Genomic DNA, 15,350 nt, shown 5'->3' with positions numbered 1-15,350 from the left:
AGGGGGCCTGGAGCGCCGGCTTCTCTTCACGCCACCACCATCTCCCTCTGCTCGGCCTCCGCCTTCGGCGCATCCTCTCCGTCTATCGTCACCACGCGCAGGGCGTTGGTCTTGCCCGGCGTGCCGAACGGAACGCCCGCGGTGACCACCAGCGACTGGCCCGGCTTGCCGATCCCGGCATCCGCCGCCGCCGCCAGCGCGCGGCCGACCATTTCCGTGAAGTTCGCCACGTCGTCGGTCAGCACGGCATGGACGCCCCAGGCCAGCGACAGCCGCCGCGCCGTCGCATGCTGTGCGCTGAGGCCGAGGATCGGCACTGACGGCCGCTCGCGCGAGGCGCGGAGCGTGGTCGAGCCGGTGGTGGTGTAGGTGACGATGGCGGCGGCGCTGATGGTTTCCGCCACCTGGCGGGCGGCGGCGGTCAGCGCGTCGGGGGCGGTCGCCTCCGGGCTCGGGTGGTCGGCGTCCATGATGCGGCGGTAGAGCGGGTCGCCCTCCACCCGGCGGACGATGCGCTCCATCATCGCCACCGCCTCCACCGGATAGCGGCCGGAGGCCGATTCGGCGGACAGCATCACCGCATCCGCCCCGTCATAGACGGCATTGGCGACGTCCGACGCCTCGGCGCGGGTCGGGGTCGGTTCCGACACCATGGATTCCAGCATCTGGGTGGCAACGATCACCGGCTTGCCCATGGCGCGGCTGAGGCGGATCATCCGCTTCTGCAGGCCCGGCACATCTTCCGGCGGCAGTTCCACACCCAAATCGCCGCGCGCGACCATCACCGCGTCGGACAGCTCGATGATGCGGTCGAGGGTCGGCAGGGCCGCCGGCTTCTCGATCTTGGTCATCACATGGGCGCGCCCGCCGATCAGCTCGCGCGCCTCCAGGATGTCCTCCGGCCGCTGGACGAAGCTGAGGCCGATCCAGTCCACCCCCAGTTCCAGCCCGAAGGCGAGGTCGCTGCGGTCCTTCTCCGACAGGGCGCTGAGCGCCAGCGCGGCACCCGGCACATTGACGCCCTTGCGGTCGGACAGGGTGCCGCCGGCCAGCACCTCCGTCTCGGCGAAGTCGGGACCGCAGTCCAGAACGCGCAGCCGGATGCGCCCGTCGTTCAGCAGCAGGTCCAGCCCCGGCTCCAGGCTGGCGAACACCTCGGCATGGGGCAGGCAGACGCGGCGGCTGTCGCCCGGCCGGCGGTCGAGATCCAGACGGAAGCGGTCGCCGATGGCGAGATCGACCGGCCCGAAGCCGAAGGTCCCGACGCGCAGCTTCGGCCCCTGGAGGTCGAGCAGCACGCCGATCGGCCGGCCCAGCCGCTCCTCGGCGGCACGGATGCGGGCATAGCGCTCGGCATGTTCGGCCTGGGTGCCGTGGCTGGCGTTCAGGCGAAAGACGTTCACGCCGGCCTGGGCCAGGGCGGTGATCTGGCTTTCCGACGAGCTGGCGGGCCCCAGCGTGGCGACGATCTTGGTGCTGCGGTGAAACGGCATGACGACAGCCTTCCTCCGCCCGGCCCTCGGCATGGAGGGGCGGGACTGGCGAATAATGACGCGCTGAATGGCGGTGATGGCGGGATGCTGGAAGGGATGGGCCGGACGGTCAAACGCCGCCCGCCCTGTATTCCGCATCGTGAGAGTGCTTCCTCCCGCCGCGCATGGACAGGCGAAGGGCCGGTCGGCGACACTGGGGCATGTCCGACACCGCTCCCGATGCCCCCGTTCCGCCCCATCCCGCCGCCACCCTGATCCTGCTGCGCGACGGGCCGGAAGGCCTGGAACTGCTGGCGATTGAACGGCATGCCGGCCTGCGTTTCGCCCCCGGCGCCACGGTGTTCCCCGGCGGCCGGCTGGAGGCGGCGGACCATGATCCGTCCTGGCGAGAACACTGGCCGGGCGCCGGTGCGCGCGCCGATCTTGCCCACCGTGTCGCCGCTGTGCGGGAATGCGTGGAGGAATGCGGAATTCTGCTGTCCTGCGATCCACCGCAAGCCGCAACTCTTGCGGGCTTGCGCGCCGCGATGGCGGCGGGGAAGGGGTTCGGGCCGGCGCTGGCACAGGCGGGACTGGCTCCGGCGTTGGAACGCATGGCGCCGCTGGCGCGCTGGGTGACACCGGAAATGCTGCCGCGCCGTTTCGACACTTTGTTCTTCCTGGCCCCGGCCCCGCCCGGACAGGAGCCGTTCTGCGACGGCGGCGAGGCGGTCGGCTCGCTGTGGGCCACCCCGTGCCGTCTGCTGGCGGAGGAGAAGGCCGGGCGCCGGCGGCTTGTCTTCGCCACGCGGATGGTGCTGCTGCGGCTGGCGGGCTGTGCCGACATGGTGGCGGCGCTGGCCTGCGCGGCGACCGGTGAGGCGTTGCCATCGCCGATACTGCCACTCTTGATTGAGACTGCGGCCGGTCCGGTCTGGCGGATACCGGCGGCATGCGGCTTTTTGCCACTGGAGACATCGGCCGAACATGTTAGGCTCGGGTAAGAAAAGGCAAGGCTAGGCGGGTTTCCGCGATGTGAAAATTGCGCGATGGTCCTGTTGTGCGATGCGATCCGCGCAACGAAGCTCTCCTCCGACACACTGCCGTCCAATAGGGCGTTCGGGAGGAAGCGGGAGGATCGCGGAATGGATATCGGGTTCATCGGGGGTGGGGAGGTGGCCGATGCGATCATGGACAGGCTGCGGGAGGTGGGGCACCGGCTCCATCGCCATCCCTATCTCCACACCCATGGTGGCCGGCCGCTCCGCGCGCTTGCCGAGCGGTGCGACGCCGTGATGCTGCTGTTGCCCGATGCCCGCGCCGTGGACAGGGCGCTGTTCGCCGAAGACGGGCTTGCCGCAGGTCTGTGCGGCGGTGGGCTGCTGATCGACCTGTCCGCCCTGCCGCCCGCGTCTGCTGCGGCCAATGCCGCCCGCATCGCGGAACTGGGCGGGCAACTGGTCGATGCGCCGGTCAGCGGCGGGGCGGCGGGGTACAGGATCGACCTTGGCGGCAGCGATGCGGCCTGCGCGTGGGCGGACTCGCTGCTGCGGGTGTTTACCTCCACAGTCGAGCGGGCCGGTGGTCCGGGGGCTGGGCAGCGGGCCCGTCTGGCGCGCAGCGCGGACCGGAGCGCCGGCAGGACCGGCGACGACCCGGATGGGCTGCACCGGCTGCTGCGCCTGATGGCCTTCGACGAGGCCGATTGTGCGTTGAGCGCGGGATGACCACAGCCATGATGTCCGATATCGCCTCCATCCGTCTTCCCACCCCGGCCATCGCCGTGCCGCACTGCGCGGACCAGCCGGAGGTGATCGTCCCCTTCGGTTCGGGGCTTTCCCGAAGGGCGGACGTGGATCGCCTGGGCAACAAGGGCGCGCGGCTGGTTGAGATGGCCGGGCTCGGCATTCCGGTGCCGCCGGGCTTCGTCATCGCGGCAGAAGCCGGGCAGGGGTTGGCCGCCGGGGATCCGCTTCCGGCCGCCCTGTGCGCTGCCATCGACGAGGCGATCGCATCGTTGGAGGACCGGGCGGGCGGGCGCTTCGGCGATTCCGGCCGGCCGCTTCTGCTGTCGGTCCGCTCCGGTGCGGCGGTGTCGATGCCAGGCATGATGGACAGCATCCTGAATCTGGGGCTCAACGACCGCACGGTGGCGGGGCTGGCGGCGGCCTCTGGGGACGCGCGCTTCGCCCATGACTGCTATCGCCGGCTGGTCCAGTCCTTCGGCTGCGTCGTCATGGGCGTGTCCGGCCATCGTTTCGAGGAGCTGCTGGAGGAGCACAAGGAGGAGCGGGGGATCCAGCGCGACGGCGACCTGACGGCGGAGGACTGGCGGAGCCTGCTGCCGCGTTTCCTGCAGCTGGTCGAGACGCGCTGCGGCCGGCCTTTCCCGCAGGATCCGGCGGAACAGCTGCGCATGGCCGTGGCGGCGGTCTTCCGCTCCTGGATGAATCCGCGGGCCGTCGCCTTCCGCACCCTGCACGGCATTCCGGAGGATATGGGCACGGCGGTGACGGTGCAGGCGATGGTGTTCGGCAACCGCGGGCAGGAGTCCGGCACCGGCGTGCTGTTCACCCGCGATCCGTCCACCGGCGCCCCCGGCCTGTGCGGCGAGTTCCTGGCCAATGCGCAAGGGGAGGACGTGGTGTCAGGCACCCGCGATCCCGATCCGCTCAGCGCGGCCCAGCCGCAGCCGGACCGGTCGATGGAGCGCCGGCAGCCGGCGGTCTTCGCCGAGCTGTGCGCGGTGGCGGAGCGGCTGGAGCGCGCCTTCGCCGACATGCAGGACATCGAGTTCACCGTCGAGTCCGGACGCCTGTTCATCCTGCAGTCCCGCAGCGGCAAGCGGTCGTCGGATGCCGCCGTGCGCATCGCCGTCGACATGGCCGAGGAGGGGATCATCAGCCGGGACGAGGCGGTGAGCCGCGTCGATCCACAGACGCTGGACGAGCTGCTGCGCCCCACGCTGGCGCCCGGGGCGCTGGCCGGCGCGCTTGCCATGGGACTGCCGGCCTCACCCGGCGCGGTGACCGGACGCGCCGCCTTCACGACCGAGGACGCCATTCGACTGGCCCGCGGCGGCGCGCCGGTGGTGCTGTGCCGGCCGGAAACCTCGCCGGAGGACATCCACGGCATGCAGGCCGCCGCGGGGGTCGTCACCGCGCGCGGCGGCTTCACCAGCCACGCCGCCACCGTTGCCCGCGGCATGGGCCGCCCTTGCGTCTGCGGCGCCCGCGCCCTGCGGATCGATGTCGAGGCGGGGACGATGCAGGTGGGCGAGGTGACGGTCCGTACCGGCGACCTGCTGACCATCGACGGCGGCAACGGGGCTGTGGTGCTGGGGGCGGCCCCCTTGCAGCGGCCGGAACCGGATGGTGCCGTCGCGCGCCTGCTGGAATGGGCGCGCGGCTGTGGGGTGGAGTTCGCGGCGGATTGAGGAGAATCCGCCGCCCATGCCAGCCCGCCTCGCTTTACGCCCGCCTCAGCGCCGTCAGATGCGCCGCACAGCCCTCCGCCAGACCGGTCGCATCATAGCCGCCCTCCAGCGCTGAAACGACCCGTCCGCCGCAAACCCGGTCGGCGACGTCGACCAGCTTGCGGGTCACCCACTCGAAATCTTCGGTCGCAAGGCCGAGTTGTGCCAGCGGGTCGCGCGTGTGCGCGTCGAAACCGGCGGAGATCAGCAGCAGTTCGGGCCGGAAGGCCTCCAGCGCCGGCAGGATCGCGCGTTCCACCGCCTGGCGGAACTCGACGGACCCGCTGTAAGGTTCCAGCGGCAGGTTCAGGATGTTGCCGTCCACCCCGCGCTCCCACGAATTGCCGGTGCCGGGATAGAGCGGTGACTGGTGGGTCGAGGCGAAGAACAGGTCGGGGTCGTCGGCGAACATCGCCTGGGTGCCGTTGCCGTGGTGGACGTCGAAGTCGACGACGGCGACGCGCGTCAGCCCGTGTGTCTTGCGGGCATGCTCCGCTCCGACCGCGATGTTGTTGAAGACGCAGAATCCCATGGCGCGCGCCGGTTCGGCATGGTGGCCGCAGGGGCGCACGGCGCAGAAGGCGTTCGTCGCCTCACCGGCCAGGACCGCATCGACCGCCGCGCACACCGACCCCGCCGCGCGCAGGATCGCCCCGCGCGAGCCCGGCGACAGCAGCGTGTCGCCGTCCAATCGGCAATATCCGTCTTCGGGAACCGCCGCCAGAACCGCTTCGACATATTGGCGGTCGTGGACGCGCGACAATTGTTCCACATCGGCCTCGGGGGCGGAGCGCCGCTCCAGGTCGCGGAACTCCGGCCGGTCGAGCACCTGCCAGACGACGGCCAGCCGCTCGGGGCCTTCCGGATGGCCTGGGCCGGTGTCGTGGGCGAAGCAATCGTGATGGGTGAAGATCAGGGTCGTCACGGGCGGGCTTCTCCCATGGGAAAGGCGCCGCCGGCCTCAGGGGCTTGGGCGGCGCCAGGTTCTGGGCGGGTGGCGGGGCGGTGGATCAATGGGCGTAGGCGGTGCCTGCCGTCGGCTCCGGCGACGCGGCGACGGTACCTTCCAACTCCTGCAACTGCAGGCGGGTGAAGTCGCGGGCGCTGACGACGCCGACCAGATGGCCGTCCTCCAGTACCGGAAGATGCCGGATGTGGTGCTGGTCCATCAGCTGCAGCGCCTGCCGGACGCTGTCGGACGGGGCGCAGGTCACGGGCTGGCGGGTCATCAATTGCGACACCGGCATGGACAGCAGCGGGCTGCCCCGGTCCAGCAGCGCATGGACGATGTCGCGTTCAGACAGGACGCCGGCCAGCGTGTTGCCTTCGGTGCGGCAGACGTCCTTGACGATCAGGGCGCTGATATTCTCCGCCTTCATCAGGCGGATGGCTTCGGCGACCGTGGCGCTGGTCCGCACGGCGACGACGCGGGATTCCTTGGTGCGCAGGATATGTTCGACATTCATGGCGTGGCTCCTGGCGGCTGAACGGATGAGGGAGCGGCGGGGTGCGCGGTCCGGCATCATGCTGTAAATATGGTATACCAAATACAGTACGCCAATCAAACAATTTTGTCGGCCAATCAGGTGGCGGCGGACCTCATCGTCGCTCACGCTGTTCGGCTCATTGTACGAAGGCATCAGAGCGCAAATGTTGGCTGCACGGTATGTTTGTTATGCATGCAAATAGAGTGCGGCATGCGATGCGTGCATGTCCGGCATCTTGTACCTTGTATACCAAAAAACTTGATCCAATTTTTGCGGCGCGTCATAAAATCCAGCCAAGCCGAAGCCGTTCGGAAAAAACACCCCACCGAGACACCGGAGCGATGAACATGTTGGAAATCCTGGTTCTGGCGCTTGTGCTGTCCGTCTTCGGCGGCACCGTCCATCACATCCTGTCGATGCAGGTGGCCAATGCCGGCAAGTCGCAGCGCGATTTTTCCGCCGCGCCTCTTCGCCTTGCCAACCCGACCGCCGCCGACCTGAAGGAGCAGGAAGACGAACTGCCGCCCGGTCCGGCCTGGGCCAGCTTCCCGCGCGCGTTCTGAGCGCCGCATTTCCCTGTCCGCAGCACCGGCATCACGAAAAGACGGCCTCCGCAGGCCGTCTTTTTTTGTTGTCCGCAGCGTGTCGCTCAGGCGAGCGGCAGCACCAGTTGGAAGCTTTTGATGGTCATCCGCTTGCGATGATAGAAGCGGTGGGCCTCGCCGCGCTGGATGCCGGAGATGATCTCCATCTGGGCGCAGCCGCGTTCCCGCGCCTCGTTGGCCAGCCAGTCGAACAGCTTGTCGCCCAGACCGTAGGAGCGCTTGGCTGCGCTGGTCACCAGATCCTCGACATACATGTAGCGGCCGCGCGACAGCGTCTCATGCACGCGGAAGCCGCCGCAGCCGGCGATCTCGCCGTCGATCCGCAACAGGGCGAGGTTGTAGCCGTCGTCCATCTGCCGGCGGATCTGTGCGCGGTAGGCGTCGGCGTCGGTCATATGGGTCCGCAACTCCTTCATGATCGGGTAGCTGGCGGCGATATCGGCATCGTCCCGCGCCACGGCGATCTCGATGGTCTGCTGCTGGTCCATGGCGGTCGACTCCTTATCAATATTGGTTCTGCCGGGACAGGCCTCCGTGTCACCGGCGCTGGCATACCATATGCCAACAAATCCGCCGCCCAAAGGCAGCCGGCACTGCTTTCCGCGTAACGGAAAATCAGCATTCCAAAGCTGCATGGCTGCTGCCGCAAATGCGGGGCGCGGAAACAGTTGGTGCGCCCCACTGACTGCTTGTCTGCTGCTCGGCATCTGGTATACCATATTGATAATTCCAGACCGTCCCAGGACCGCATCGGTCTGGCGGGGGCATAAACCGCCCCCGAAGAACCGTGGAGTGCCCCGAGGCCGCATCCTCGCCGCACGACCACCGACAGCAAAGAACCGCGTCAAATCTCTGAAGCATCAAACAAGACGCTCAAGCATCAAAACAGAAGCGACGCCCGAACCGGCAAAAGACCGCTTCCTAGGAGGAGATAGATAGATGCAGCATACGAATTCGGAGGCGCAGGGCGCACCGCTCGGCGGCCGCTGGATGCAGTTGGTCATCGGCGTGATCTGCATGTCGATGATCGCCAACCTGCAATATGGCTGGACGCTGTTCGTCAACCCCATCGAAGAAAAGTATCACTGGGGTCGTGCCGCCATCCAGGTCGCCTTCACCATCTTCGTCGTGACCGAAACCTGGCTGGTTCCCGTCGAAGGTTGGTTCGTTGATAAATTTGGACCCCGCATCGTCGTTCTGATCGGCGGCGTGCTGTGCGCGCTGGCCTGGGTCATCAACTCGGTCGCCGACTCGCTGGCGCTGCTCTATCTGGGTGCGGCCATCGGCGGTATCGGCGCCGGCGGCGTCTATGGCACCTGCGTCGGCAACGCCCTGAAGTGGTTTCCCGACCGTCGCGGCCTCGCCGCCGGCCTGACCGCCGCCGGCTTCGGCGCCGGCTCCGCCCTCACCGTCGTGCCGATCGCCACCATGATCGAAACCTCGGGCTTCGAGCAGACCTTCCTGGTCTTCGGCCTCGGCCAAGGCTTGGTCGTCTTCGTGCTGGCCTGGTTCCTGAGGGAAGCAGACCCGGCCCTGCTGCCGAAGACCAAGTCCAACATCGTGCAGAGCCGCCGCAATTACACCCCGCAGGAGACGCTGAAGTCGCCGGTCTTCTGGGTGATGTACCTGATGTTCGTCATGGTCGCCGCCGGCGGTCTGATGGCCACCGCCCAGCTCGGTCCCATCGCCAAGGACTTCCATCTCGATGGCATGCCGGTCAGCATCATGGGCCTGACCTTGCCGGCGCTGACCTTCGCGTTGACCATCGACCGGGTTCTGAACGGCGTGACCCGTCCCTTCTTTGGCTGGGTGTCCGACCATATCGGCCGCGAGAACACCATGTTCGTCGCCTTCGCCATCGAGGCCGTCGGCATCCTGGCGCTGAACCAGTGGGGTCAACACCCGGTCGCCTTCGTCGTCCTGACCGGTCTGGTGTTCTTCGCCTGGGGCGAGATCTACAGCCTGTTCCCGTCCTGCTGCGCCGACAGCTTCGGTTCGAAGTTCGCGACGACCAATGCCGGCCTGCTCTACACCGCCAAAGGGACGGCGTCGCTGGTGGTTCCCTTCGCCAACGTGATCGTGGCCTCCACCGGCAGCTGGCAGACGGTGTTCTTCTTCGCCGCCGCGGTCAACGCCATCGCCGCCTTCATGGCCCTGTTCGTCCTGAAGCCGATGCGCGCCCGCCAGATCGCCGAGGACACCCCTCAGCCGATGGGCAAGCTGGTGACCGAGGGCGCCGACTGAAGGGGGAAGACCCCGGCTGGCCGGGAAAGGAGATAGCGGTCGTCTGACCGCCGGGATGCAACCCTGCCGCGAAACGAACCGGCACCGGAGCCACCGCATTGGCTCCGGTGTCGGTTTGTCGCGTTCTGAGACCGGCTTTGTGCAAACCCGCCGGACTCCGGCATCCCGGCGAAAGCCTGCTTCCAAGATTGATATTCTGTATACAGAATACGGAAATGCCGGTCAATACGGATCGAAAGGGGAGGATCGATCATGATGAGTCTCGCCGTCCTGATGCTGGCCGCCTTTGCGTCGGGTGCGCTGAACGCCGTTGCCGGAGGCGGCGCCTTCATCACCTTTCCGGCCCTGCTGTTCGCCGGCGTGCCGCCGGTGGCCGCCAATGCCTCCAGCACCGTGGCGCTGTTTCCGGGGCAGGCGGCCAGCAGTTGGGCCTACAGGCGCGAGATCGCGGCCGGCGGTCAGGTGAATGTGCCGGTCTTCGCAGCCATCAGCCTCGTCGGCGGGCTGACCGGCGCCCTGCTGCTTCTGTTGACGCCGAACGCGGTGTTCGCGCGCTTCGTGCCCTGGTTGCTGCTGTTCGCGACTGCCGTCTTCGCCGTGGGAGCTTATGCGCCATGGATCGTGTCGCGGCTGCGGCTGGGTGGGCGGAGCGTTCTGGTCGTGCAGTTCGGCATCTCGATCTATGGCGGCTATTTCGGCGGTGGCATCGGCTTTCTGATGCTGGCGGCGCTGACCCTGTTCGGACTGCGCGACATCCACGCCATGAACGGGCTGCGGCTGCTGCTGGCGATGCTGATGAATGCGGCTGCGGTCGGCGCCTTCATCGTCGCCGGAGCGGTGTCGTGGCCAGAGACCAGTGCCATGGCGGTGGCGGCGGTTGCCGGCGGCTATGCCGGCGCCATGGGTGCGAAGCGGGTCGATCAGAGGAGTCTGAAGACACTGGTCGTCCTCATCGGAACGGCTCTGACCCTGCACTTCTTTGCGAAGGGAGCCTGATCCGGTCGGAGAAATGCCGGTGCCGCATTCTCTCCGGTGCCCCCACATTCCGCATTGACATACGGTATGTGGTATACCAAACTCCAAGCACAGTTTGCGCGACAGACTGTTGAATGCCGCTGCAATAGCAACCGGTCAGCCGATGGATGCGGCCGGTGTGGGCAGGCTGGCGTCGTCCAGCCCCACAGCATTCGAAAAGCGAAATCGGGGGAGAGGGGAATCCGGCATGAAGATCTGCATCTACGGATCCGGGGCCATCGGCGGCTATCTCGGCGTTCGCCTGCACCAGGCGGGTGCCGAAGTCAGTCTGGTGGCGCGCGGTGCGCATCTGGCGGCGATGCGCGAGAACGGCGTCACCCTGCTGATGGGGGAGGAGAAGACCGTCGTCCATCCCCGCTGCACCGACAACCCGGCCGAACTCGGCCCGCAAGACTACGTCATCATTGCGCTGAAGGCCCATTCCGTCCCCGGCGTCGTCCCCGCGATGCAGCCGCTGCTCGGTGACGACACCGCCGTCGTCACTGCGGTCAACGGCATCCCCTATTGGTACTTCCATGGCACCGGCGGCGAGTTCGACGGCCGTACGCTGGAGACGGTCGATCCCGGTGCGGTTCAGTGGAACGGGCTGGGGCCGCAGCGCGCCATCGGCTGCGTCGTCTATCCGGCGACCGAGGTGGTGGAGCCCGGCGTCATCCAGCATGTCTATGGCGACAAGTTCTCGCTGGGTGAGCCTGACGGGTCGAAGTCCGACCGCGTCGTCGCCCTGTCCAAGGCGATGGAGGCCGGCGGCCTGCGCGCCCCCGTGCTGGACCGCATCCGCGACGAGATTTGGCTGAAGCTGTGGGGCAACCTGTGCTTCAACCCGATCAGCGCCCTGACCCACGGCACGCTGGAGGTCATCTGCGGCGATGCCGAGACCCGCGCCGTCGCCAAGGCGATGATGCTGGAGGCCAAGGAGATCGGCGACCGGCTGGGCGTCCATTTCCGCGTCGATGTCGAACGCCGTATCAACGGCGCTGCGGCGGTCGGTGCCCACAAGACCTCCATGCTGCAGGACCTGGAGCGCGGACGGCCGATGGAAATCGACCCGCTTCTGTCGGTGGTCCAGGAAATGGGCCGCATGGTCGGCGTGCCGACCCCGACCATCGACGTGGTGCTGGCCTTGGTGAAGCAGCGCGGGGAGACCGCCGGCTGCTACAGCAGGCCGCAGGCCACGGCGGTTCCGGCATCTGCCCGGGAAGTGGCGGCTGCCCAGTAAGCAACGCAGGTGGCACGGCCGGCGCGGATCCCGAATGCCGGGCCGGCCATATTGAATGGGGAGGACCGTCATGAAGGTCGAGGACATTCTCCGCAAGAAGGGCACGCGCATCGGCATGGTGCGCATCAACGAAACCGTCGCCACCGCACTGCGTCTGATGAAGGCGGAGAACACCGGGGCGCTGGTGGTCAAGGACGTCTGCCGCACCGAGGGCAACACGGTGGTCGGCGTCATTTCCGAACGCGACGTGGTCCGCGCGCTGGTCGACCGCGGGCCGGGCATCCTGGAACAGGCGGTGTCGGCGCTGATGACGCGCGATCCCTATTGCTGCAGCCCGTCCGATCCGGTGCGCCATGTGCTGAGCCTGATGGACGAGCACGGCATCCGCCATGTCCCGGTGCTGGAGGGATCGACCCTGGTCGGTGTCGTCAGCGTCCGCGACCTGATCCGCCAGCAGCTGGAAGACATGCGGGCCGACGGCCTCGCGCCGGTCGCCGCCGCCGGGTCGGACAGCTGGGACTTTCCCGTCGTCGCCAACCAGTAAGCGGTGCGCAAGTGGCCGGCGGGGTTCCGTCGCCGGCCGCGCGGCCTTTCCCGCCCGACAGTGCCATTTTGTGAATTTCGCCGCTTCGGCGCATCCCCGGCCATGAACCGGATGCGGGTGGACCGACGTGGGCGGGCCATGGCCGCCGCCCCTCCGTCCGCTGCCCCATGCCTGCTGCCGGCGCCGGCCTTCGAAAGCAAACGACATGAAGATCGCCATACCCAGGGAGCGCCGTCCGGGCGAGCGCCGCGTCGCCGCGTCTCCCGAAACCGTCAAGAAACTCAAAACCCTCGGGCTGGACGTGGTGGTGGAGAGCGGGGCCGGCCTCGGTTCCAGCATCACCGATTCGGCCTTTGAGGCGGCGGGGGCCGCCATCGCCGCCGATGCGGCCTCGGCGCTGGCCGATGCCGACATCGTGCTGAAGGTGCAGCGTCCGCTGATCGCCCAAGAAATTGAAAAGGGCGAAGGCGGTGAGGACGAGCTGGCGCTTATCCGCAAGGGCGCGCTGCTGTTCGCCATCCTCAACCCCTACAACAGCCGCGACCATGTGAAGGCCTATGCCGATGCCGGCGTGAACGCCTTCGCCATGGAGTTCATGCCGCGCATCACCCGCGCCCAGGTCATGGACGTGCTGTCCTCGCAGGCCAACCTCGCCGGCTACAAGGCCGTCGTCGATGCCGCCAGCGAGTATGGCCGCGCCTTCCCGATGATGATGACCGCCGCCGGCACCGTTCCGCCGGCGAGAGCCTTCATCATGGGCGTCGGCGTCGCCGGCCTCCAGGCCATCGCCACCGCCAAGCGCCTCGGCGCCATCGTCTCGGCCACCGACGTGCGCCCGGCGGTGAAGGAGCAGGTCCAGTCACTGGGCGGCAGCTTCGTCGCCGTCGAGAACGAGGAGTTCAAGCAGGCCGAGACCGCCGGCGGCTACGCCAAGGAGATGTCCGACGACTACAAGCGCCAGCAGGCGGCCCTGGTCGCCGAGCACATCAAGAAGCAGGATCTCGTCATCACCACCGCGCTGATCCCCGGCCGCAAGGCGCCGATCCTGGTGACGGCGGAGCATGTGGCGTCGATGAAGCCGGGCTCGGTGATCGTCGATCTGGCGGTGGAGCAGGGCGGCAACGTCGAGGGCGCCAAGCTGGGCGAGGTGGTGACCACGGCCAACGGCGTGAAGATCGTCGGCCATGCCAACTACGCCAGCCGCATCGCCGAGAGCGCCTCGCTGCTCTATGCCAAGAACCTGCTGGCACTGCTGACGTCGCTGCACGGGAAAGACACCGGCGTCGCCGTCAACTGGGACGACGAGATCGTCAAGGCCATCGCGCTGACCCGCGACGGCGCCATCGTGCATCCTGCCTTCGCGGACGCCCGCGAAGCGCAACCCGCGTGAGGAGGCGGATCCCATGGAACACCCGGATCCCGCAAGCAACATCGCCGCGTTCCGCCAGACCCTGGCGGCGCTGACCAATCAGGTCGATGCGCTGGCCGTGCAGGTGGCGCAGCTGTCGCCGGTCCCCGTCACCGAGGCGGCCAGCCATGGCAGCTTCTTCGTCACCGGCCTGACGGTGCTCGTGCTGGCCTGCTTCGTCGGCTATTACGTCGTCTGGCGCGTCACTCCGGCCCTGCATTCGCCGCTGATGGCCGTCACCAACGCCGTGTCGTCGGTCATCATCGTCGGCGCGCTGGTCGCCGCCGGCCCGGCCGGCTTCGGCTTCTCCAAGGTCCTGGGCTTCCTCGCCGTCATCCTGGCCTCCGTCAACATCTTCGGCGGCTTCCTCGTGACCCAGCGCATGCTCTCCATGTTCAAGAAGAAGGGCAAGTAAGACCATGGAAACCTTGTCCGCCCTTCTCTATCTCGTCGCCTCGATCTGCTTCATCATGGCGCTGCGCGGGCTCTCCAGCCCGGAGACCTCGCGCCAGGGCAACATCTACGGCATGGTCGGCATGACCATCGCCATCCTGACCACGCTGGCCTCGCCCATCGTCCAGTCCTATTGGATGATCGTGCTCGGCATCGCCATCGGCGGCGCCATCGGCTATGTGGTGGCCAAGAAGATCGAGATGACGGCGCTGCCCCAGCTGGTCGCCGCCTTCCACTCGCTGGTCGGTCTGGCCGCCGTCTTCGTGGCGCTCGCCGCCTTCTACTCGCCGGAGGCCTACGGCATCGGCGTCCGCGGCGCCATCGCCAAGGGCTCGCTGATTGAAATGGCGCTCGGCACCGCGGTCGGTGCCATCACCTTCACCGGTTCCATCGTCGCCTTCGCCAAGCTCCAGGGTCTGGTCACCGGCAAGCCGCTGGTCTTCCCGATGCAGCATCCGCTGAACGCGGCGCTCGGCGTGCTGACCGTCATCCTGATCGGCTGGCTGGTGCAGTCGAACGCCGATGTCGCGATGTGGCTGATCGTCGTCGTGGCGCTGGCGCTGGGCTTCCTGCTGATCCTGCCGATCGGCGGCGCCGACATGCCGGTCGTCATCTCGATGCTGAACAGCTACTCCGGCTGGGCGGCCTGCGGCATCGGCTTCACCCTGCAGAACAACCTGCTGATCATCACCGGCGCACTGGTGGGCTCCTCGGGCGCGATCCTGTCCTACATCATGTGCAAGGGCATGAACCGCTCGATCTTCAACGTCATCCTCGGCGGCTTCGGCGGCGAGGCGGCGGGGGCCGCGGCCGGTGCCAAGGGTCCGCAGGGCTCGGTCAAGGCCGGCTCGGCGGAGGATGCGGCCTACATCATGAAGAACGCCCAGTCGGTGATCGTGGTGCCGGGCTACGGCATGGCGGTGGCCCAGGCCCAGCATGCGCTGCGCGAGATGTCCGATGCGCTGAAGCATGAGGGCGTGGACGTGAAGTACGCCATCCACCCGGTGGCGGGCCGCATGCCCGGTCACATGAACGTGCTGCTGGCCGAGGCCAACGTGCCGTACGACGAGGTGTTCGAGCTGGAGGACATCAACCGCGACTTCGGCACCGCGGATGTGGCCTTCGTCATCGGTGCCAACGACGTGACCAACCCGGCGGCCAAGACCGACCCGACCAGCGCCATCTACGGCATGCCGATCCTCGACGTGGAGAAGGCCAAGACGGTGTTCTTCATCAAGCGCGGCATGGCCGCCGGCTACGCCGGCGTCGAGAACGAGCTGTTCTTCCGCCCCAACACCATGATGCTGTTCGGCGACGCCAAGAAGGTCACCGAAGAGGTCGTCAAGGCGATGGAAGCGTAACGGACACGTCGACGGAAAAAGCGCGCCGCTCCGGTTGGGGCGGCGCG

Annotated in this window: 15 protein-coding genes; 11 read left to right on the top strand and 4 right to left on the bottom strand. The window is 67.8% G+C overall.

What is annotated here, in order from left to right; translation table 11 throughout:
* Positions 1-26: 26 nt before the first annotated feature.
* Positions 27-1,493 carry a pyruvate kinase gene (gene pyk, locus A6A40_RS21590; RefSeq protein ID WP_108547894.1) on the bottom strand — a complete coding sequence of 489 codons (1,467 nt, stop codon included), beginning with the start codon at positions 1,491-1,493 and terminating at the stop codon, positions 27-29.
* A 200-nt stretch (positions 1,494-1,693) separates the two neighbouring features.
* Between pyk and A6A40_RS21585 the strand changes: the two genes are divergently transcribed.
* The 3 genes from A6A40_RS21585 to A6A40_RS21575 all read left to right on the top strand — a co-directional run bounded on the left by A6A40_RS21585 (position 1,694) and on the right by A6A40_RS21575 (position 4,908).
* Positions 1,694-2,476: an NUDIX hydrolase gene (locus A6A40_RS21585; protein WP_108547893.1), complete on the top strand. Its 783-nt coding sequence runs from the start codon at positions 1,694-1,696 to the stop codon at positions 2,474-2,476.
* A gap of 141 nt (positions 2,477-2,617) precedes the next feature.
* The gene (locus A6A40_RS31605) at positions 2,618-3,199 is read left to right on the top strand and encodes an NAD(P)-binding domain-containing protein (RefSeq protein WP_158279331.1); all 582 of its coding nucleotides are present in this window, start codon (positions 2,618-2,620) and stop codon (positions 3,197-3,199) included.
* A gap of 8 nt (positions 3,200-3,207) precedes the next feature.
* A complete protein-coding gene (locus tag A6A40_RS21575; protein ID WP_236783936.1) occupies positions 3,208-4,908 on the top strand; it encodes a pyruvate, phosphate dikinase in 1,701 nt (566 codons plus the stop codon).
* Positions 4,909-4,942: 34 nt separating this feature from the next.
* On the opposite strand, the gene A6A40_RS21570 is transcribed toward A6A40_RS21575, so the two are convergent.
* Both A6A40_RS21570 and A6A40_RS21565 read right to left on the bottom strand, forming a co-directional pair.
* Positions 4,943-5,872 carry a histone deacetylase family protein gene (locus A6A40_RS21570; protein ID WP_108547890.1) on the bottom strand — a complete coding sequence of 310 codons (930 nt, stop codon included), beginning with the start codon at positions 5,870-5,872 and terminating at the stop codon, positions 4,943-4,945.
* 85 nt (positions 5,873-5,957) lie between these two features.
* Complete coding sequence (locus A6A40_RS21565) at positions 5,958-6,413, bottom strand: CBS domain-containing protein (RefSeq protein ID WP_108547889.1); 456 nt, start codon at positions 6,411-6,413, stop codon at positions 5,958-5,960.
* Positions 6,414-6,781: 368 nt separating this feature from the next.
* Here A6A40_RS21565 and A6A40_RS21560 point away from each other — a divergent pair, with 368 nt between their 5' ends.
* Positions 6,782-6,997, top strand: coding sequence for a hypothetical protein (locus tag A6A40_RS21560; protein WP_236783935.1), 216 nt, complete (start codon positions 6,782-6,784; stop codon positions 6,995-6,997).
* 86 nt (positions 6,998-7,083) lie between these two features.
* On the opposite strand, the gene A6A40_RS21555 is transcribed toward A6A40_RS21560, so the two are convergent.
* Positions 7,084-7,527 carry a GNAT family N-acetyltransferase gene (locus tag A6A40_RS21555; protein WP_108547887.1) on the bottom strand — a complete coding sequence of 148 codons (444 nt, stop codon included), beginning with the start codon at positions 7,525-7,527 and terminating at the stop codon, positions 7,084-7,086.
* A 451-nt stretch (positions 7,528-7,978) separates the two neighbouring features.
* Here A6A40_RS21555 and oxlT point away from each other — a divergent pair, with 451 nt between their 5' ends.
* From oxlT to A6A40_RS21520, 7 genes are all read left to right on the top strand, one after another.
* On the top strand, positions 7,979-9,283 hold the full coding sequence (gene oxlT / locus A6A40_RS21550) for an oxalate/formate MFS antiporter (protein ID WP_108547886.1): 1,305 nt from the start codon (positions 7,979-7,981) through the stop codon (positions 9,281-9,283).
* 252 nt (positions 9,284-9,535) lie between these two features.
* On the top strand, positions 9,536-10,279 hold the full coding sequence (locus tag A6A40_RS21545) for a sulfite exporter TauE/SafE family protein (protein ID WP_108547885.1): 744 nt from the start codon (positions 9,536-9,538) through the stop codon (positions 10,277-10,279).
* Between the two features lie 226 nt (positions 10,280-10,505).
* Complete coding sequence (locus tag A6A40_RS21540; RefSeq protein ID WP_108547884.1) at positions 10,506-11,537, top strand: 2-dehydropantoate 2-reductase; 1,032 nt, start codon at positions 10,506-10,508, stop codon at positions 11,535-11,537.
* Positions 11,538-11,607: 70 nt separating this feature from the next.
* Positions 11,608-12,081 carry a CBS domain-containing protein gene (locus A6A40_RS21535; protein ID WP_108547883.1) on the top strand — a complete coding sequence of 158 codons (474 nt, stop codon included), beginning with the start codon at positions 11,608-11,610 and terminating at the stop codon, positions 12,079-12,081.
* 205 nt (positions 12,082-12,286) lie between these two features.
* The gene (locus A6A40_RS21530) at positions 12,287-13,471 is read left to right on the top strand and encodes a Re/Si-specific NAD(P)(+) transhydrogenase subunit alpha (RefSeq protein ID WP_108547882.1); all 1,185 of its coding nucleotides are present in this window, start codon (positions 12,287-12,289) and stop codon (positions 13,469-13,471) included.
* A gap of 13 nt (positions 13,472-13,484) precedes the next feature.
* On the top strand, positions 13,485-13,904 hold the full coding sequence (locus A6A40_RS21525; protein WP_042704241.1) for an NAD(P) transhydrogenase subunit alpha part 2: 420 nt from the start codon (positions 13,485-13,487) through the stop codon (positions 13,902-13,904).
* Between the two features lie 4 nt (positions 13,905-13,908).
* On the top strand, positions 13,909-15,303 hold the full coding sequence (locus A6A40_RS21520) for an NAD(P)(+) transhydrogenase (Re/Si-specific) subunit beta (RefSeq protein ID WP_108547881.1): 1,395 nt from the start codon (positions 13,909-13,911) through the stop codon (positions 15,301-15,303).
* Positions 15,304-15,350: the final 47 nt, after the last annotated feature.

The sequence above is a fragment of the Azospirillum humicireducens genome (assembly GCF_001639105.2).
Lineage (GTDB): Bacteria > Pseudomonadota > Alphaproteobacteria > Azospirillales > Azospirillaceae > Azospirillum > Azospirillum humicireducens.
Note: the sequence above shows the minus strand (reverse complement) of the source record. Positions and strands in the feature narration are given on the sequence as shown.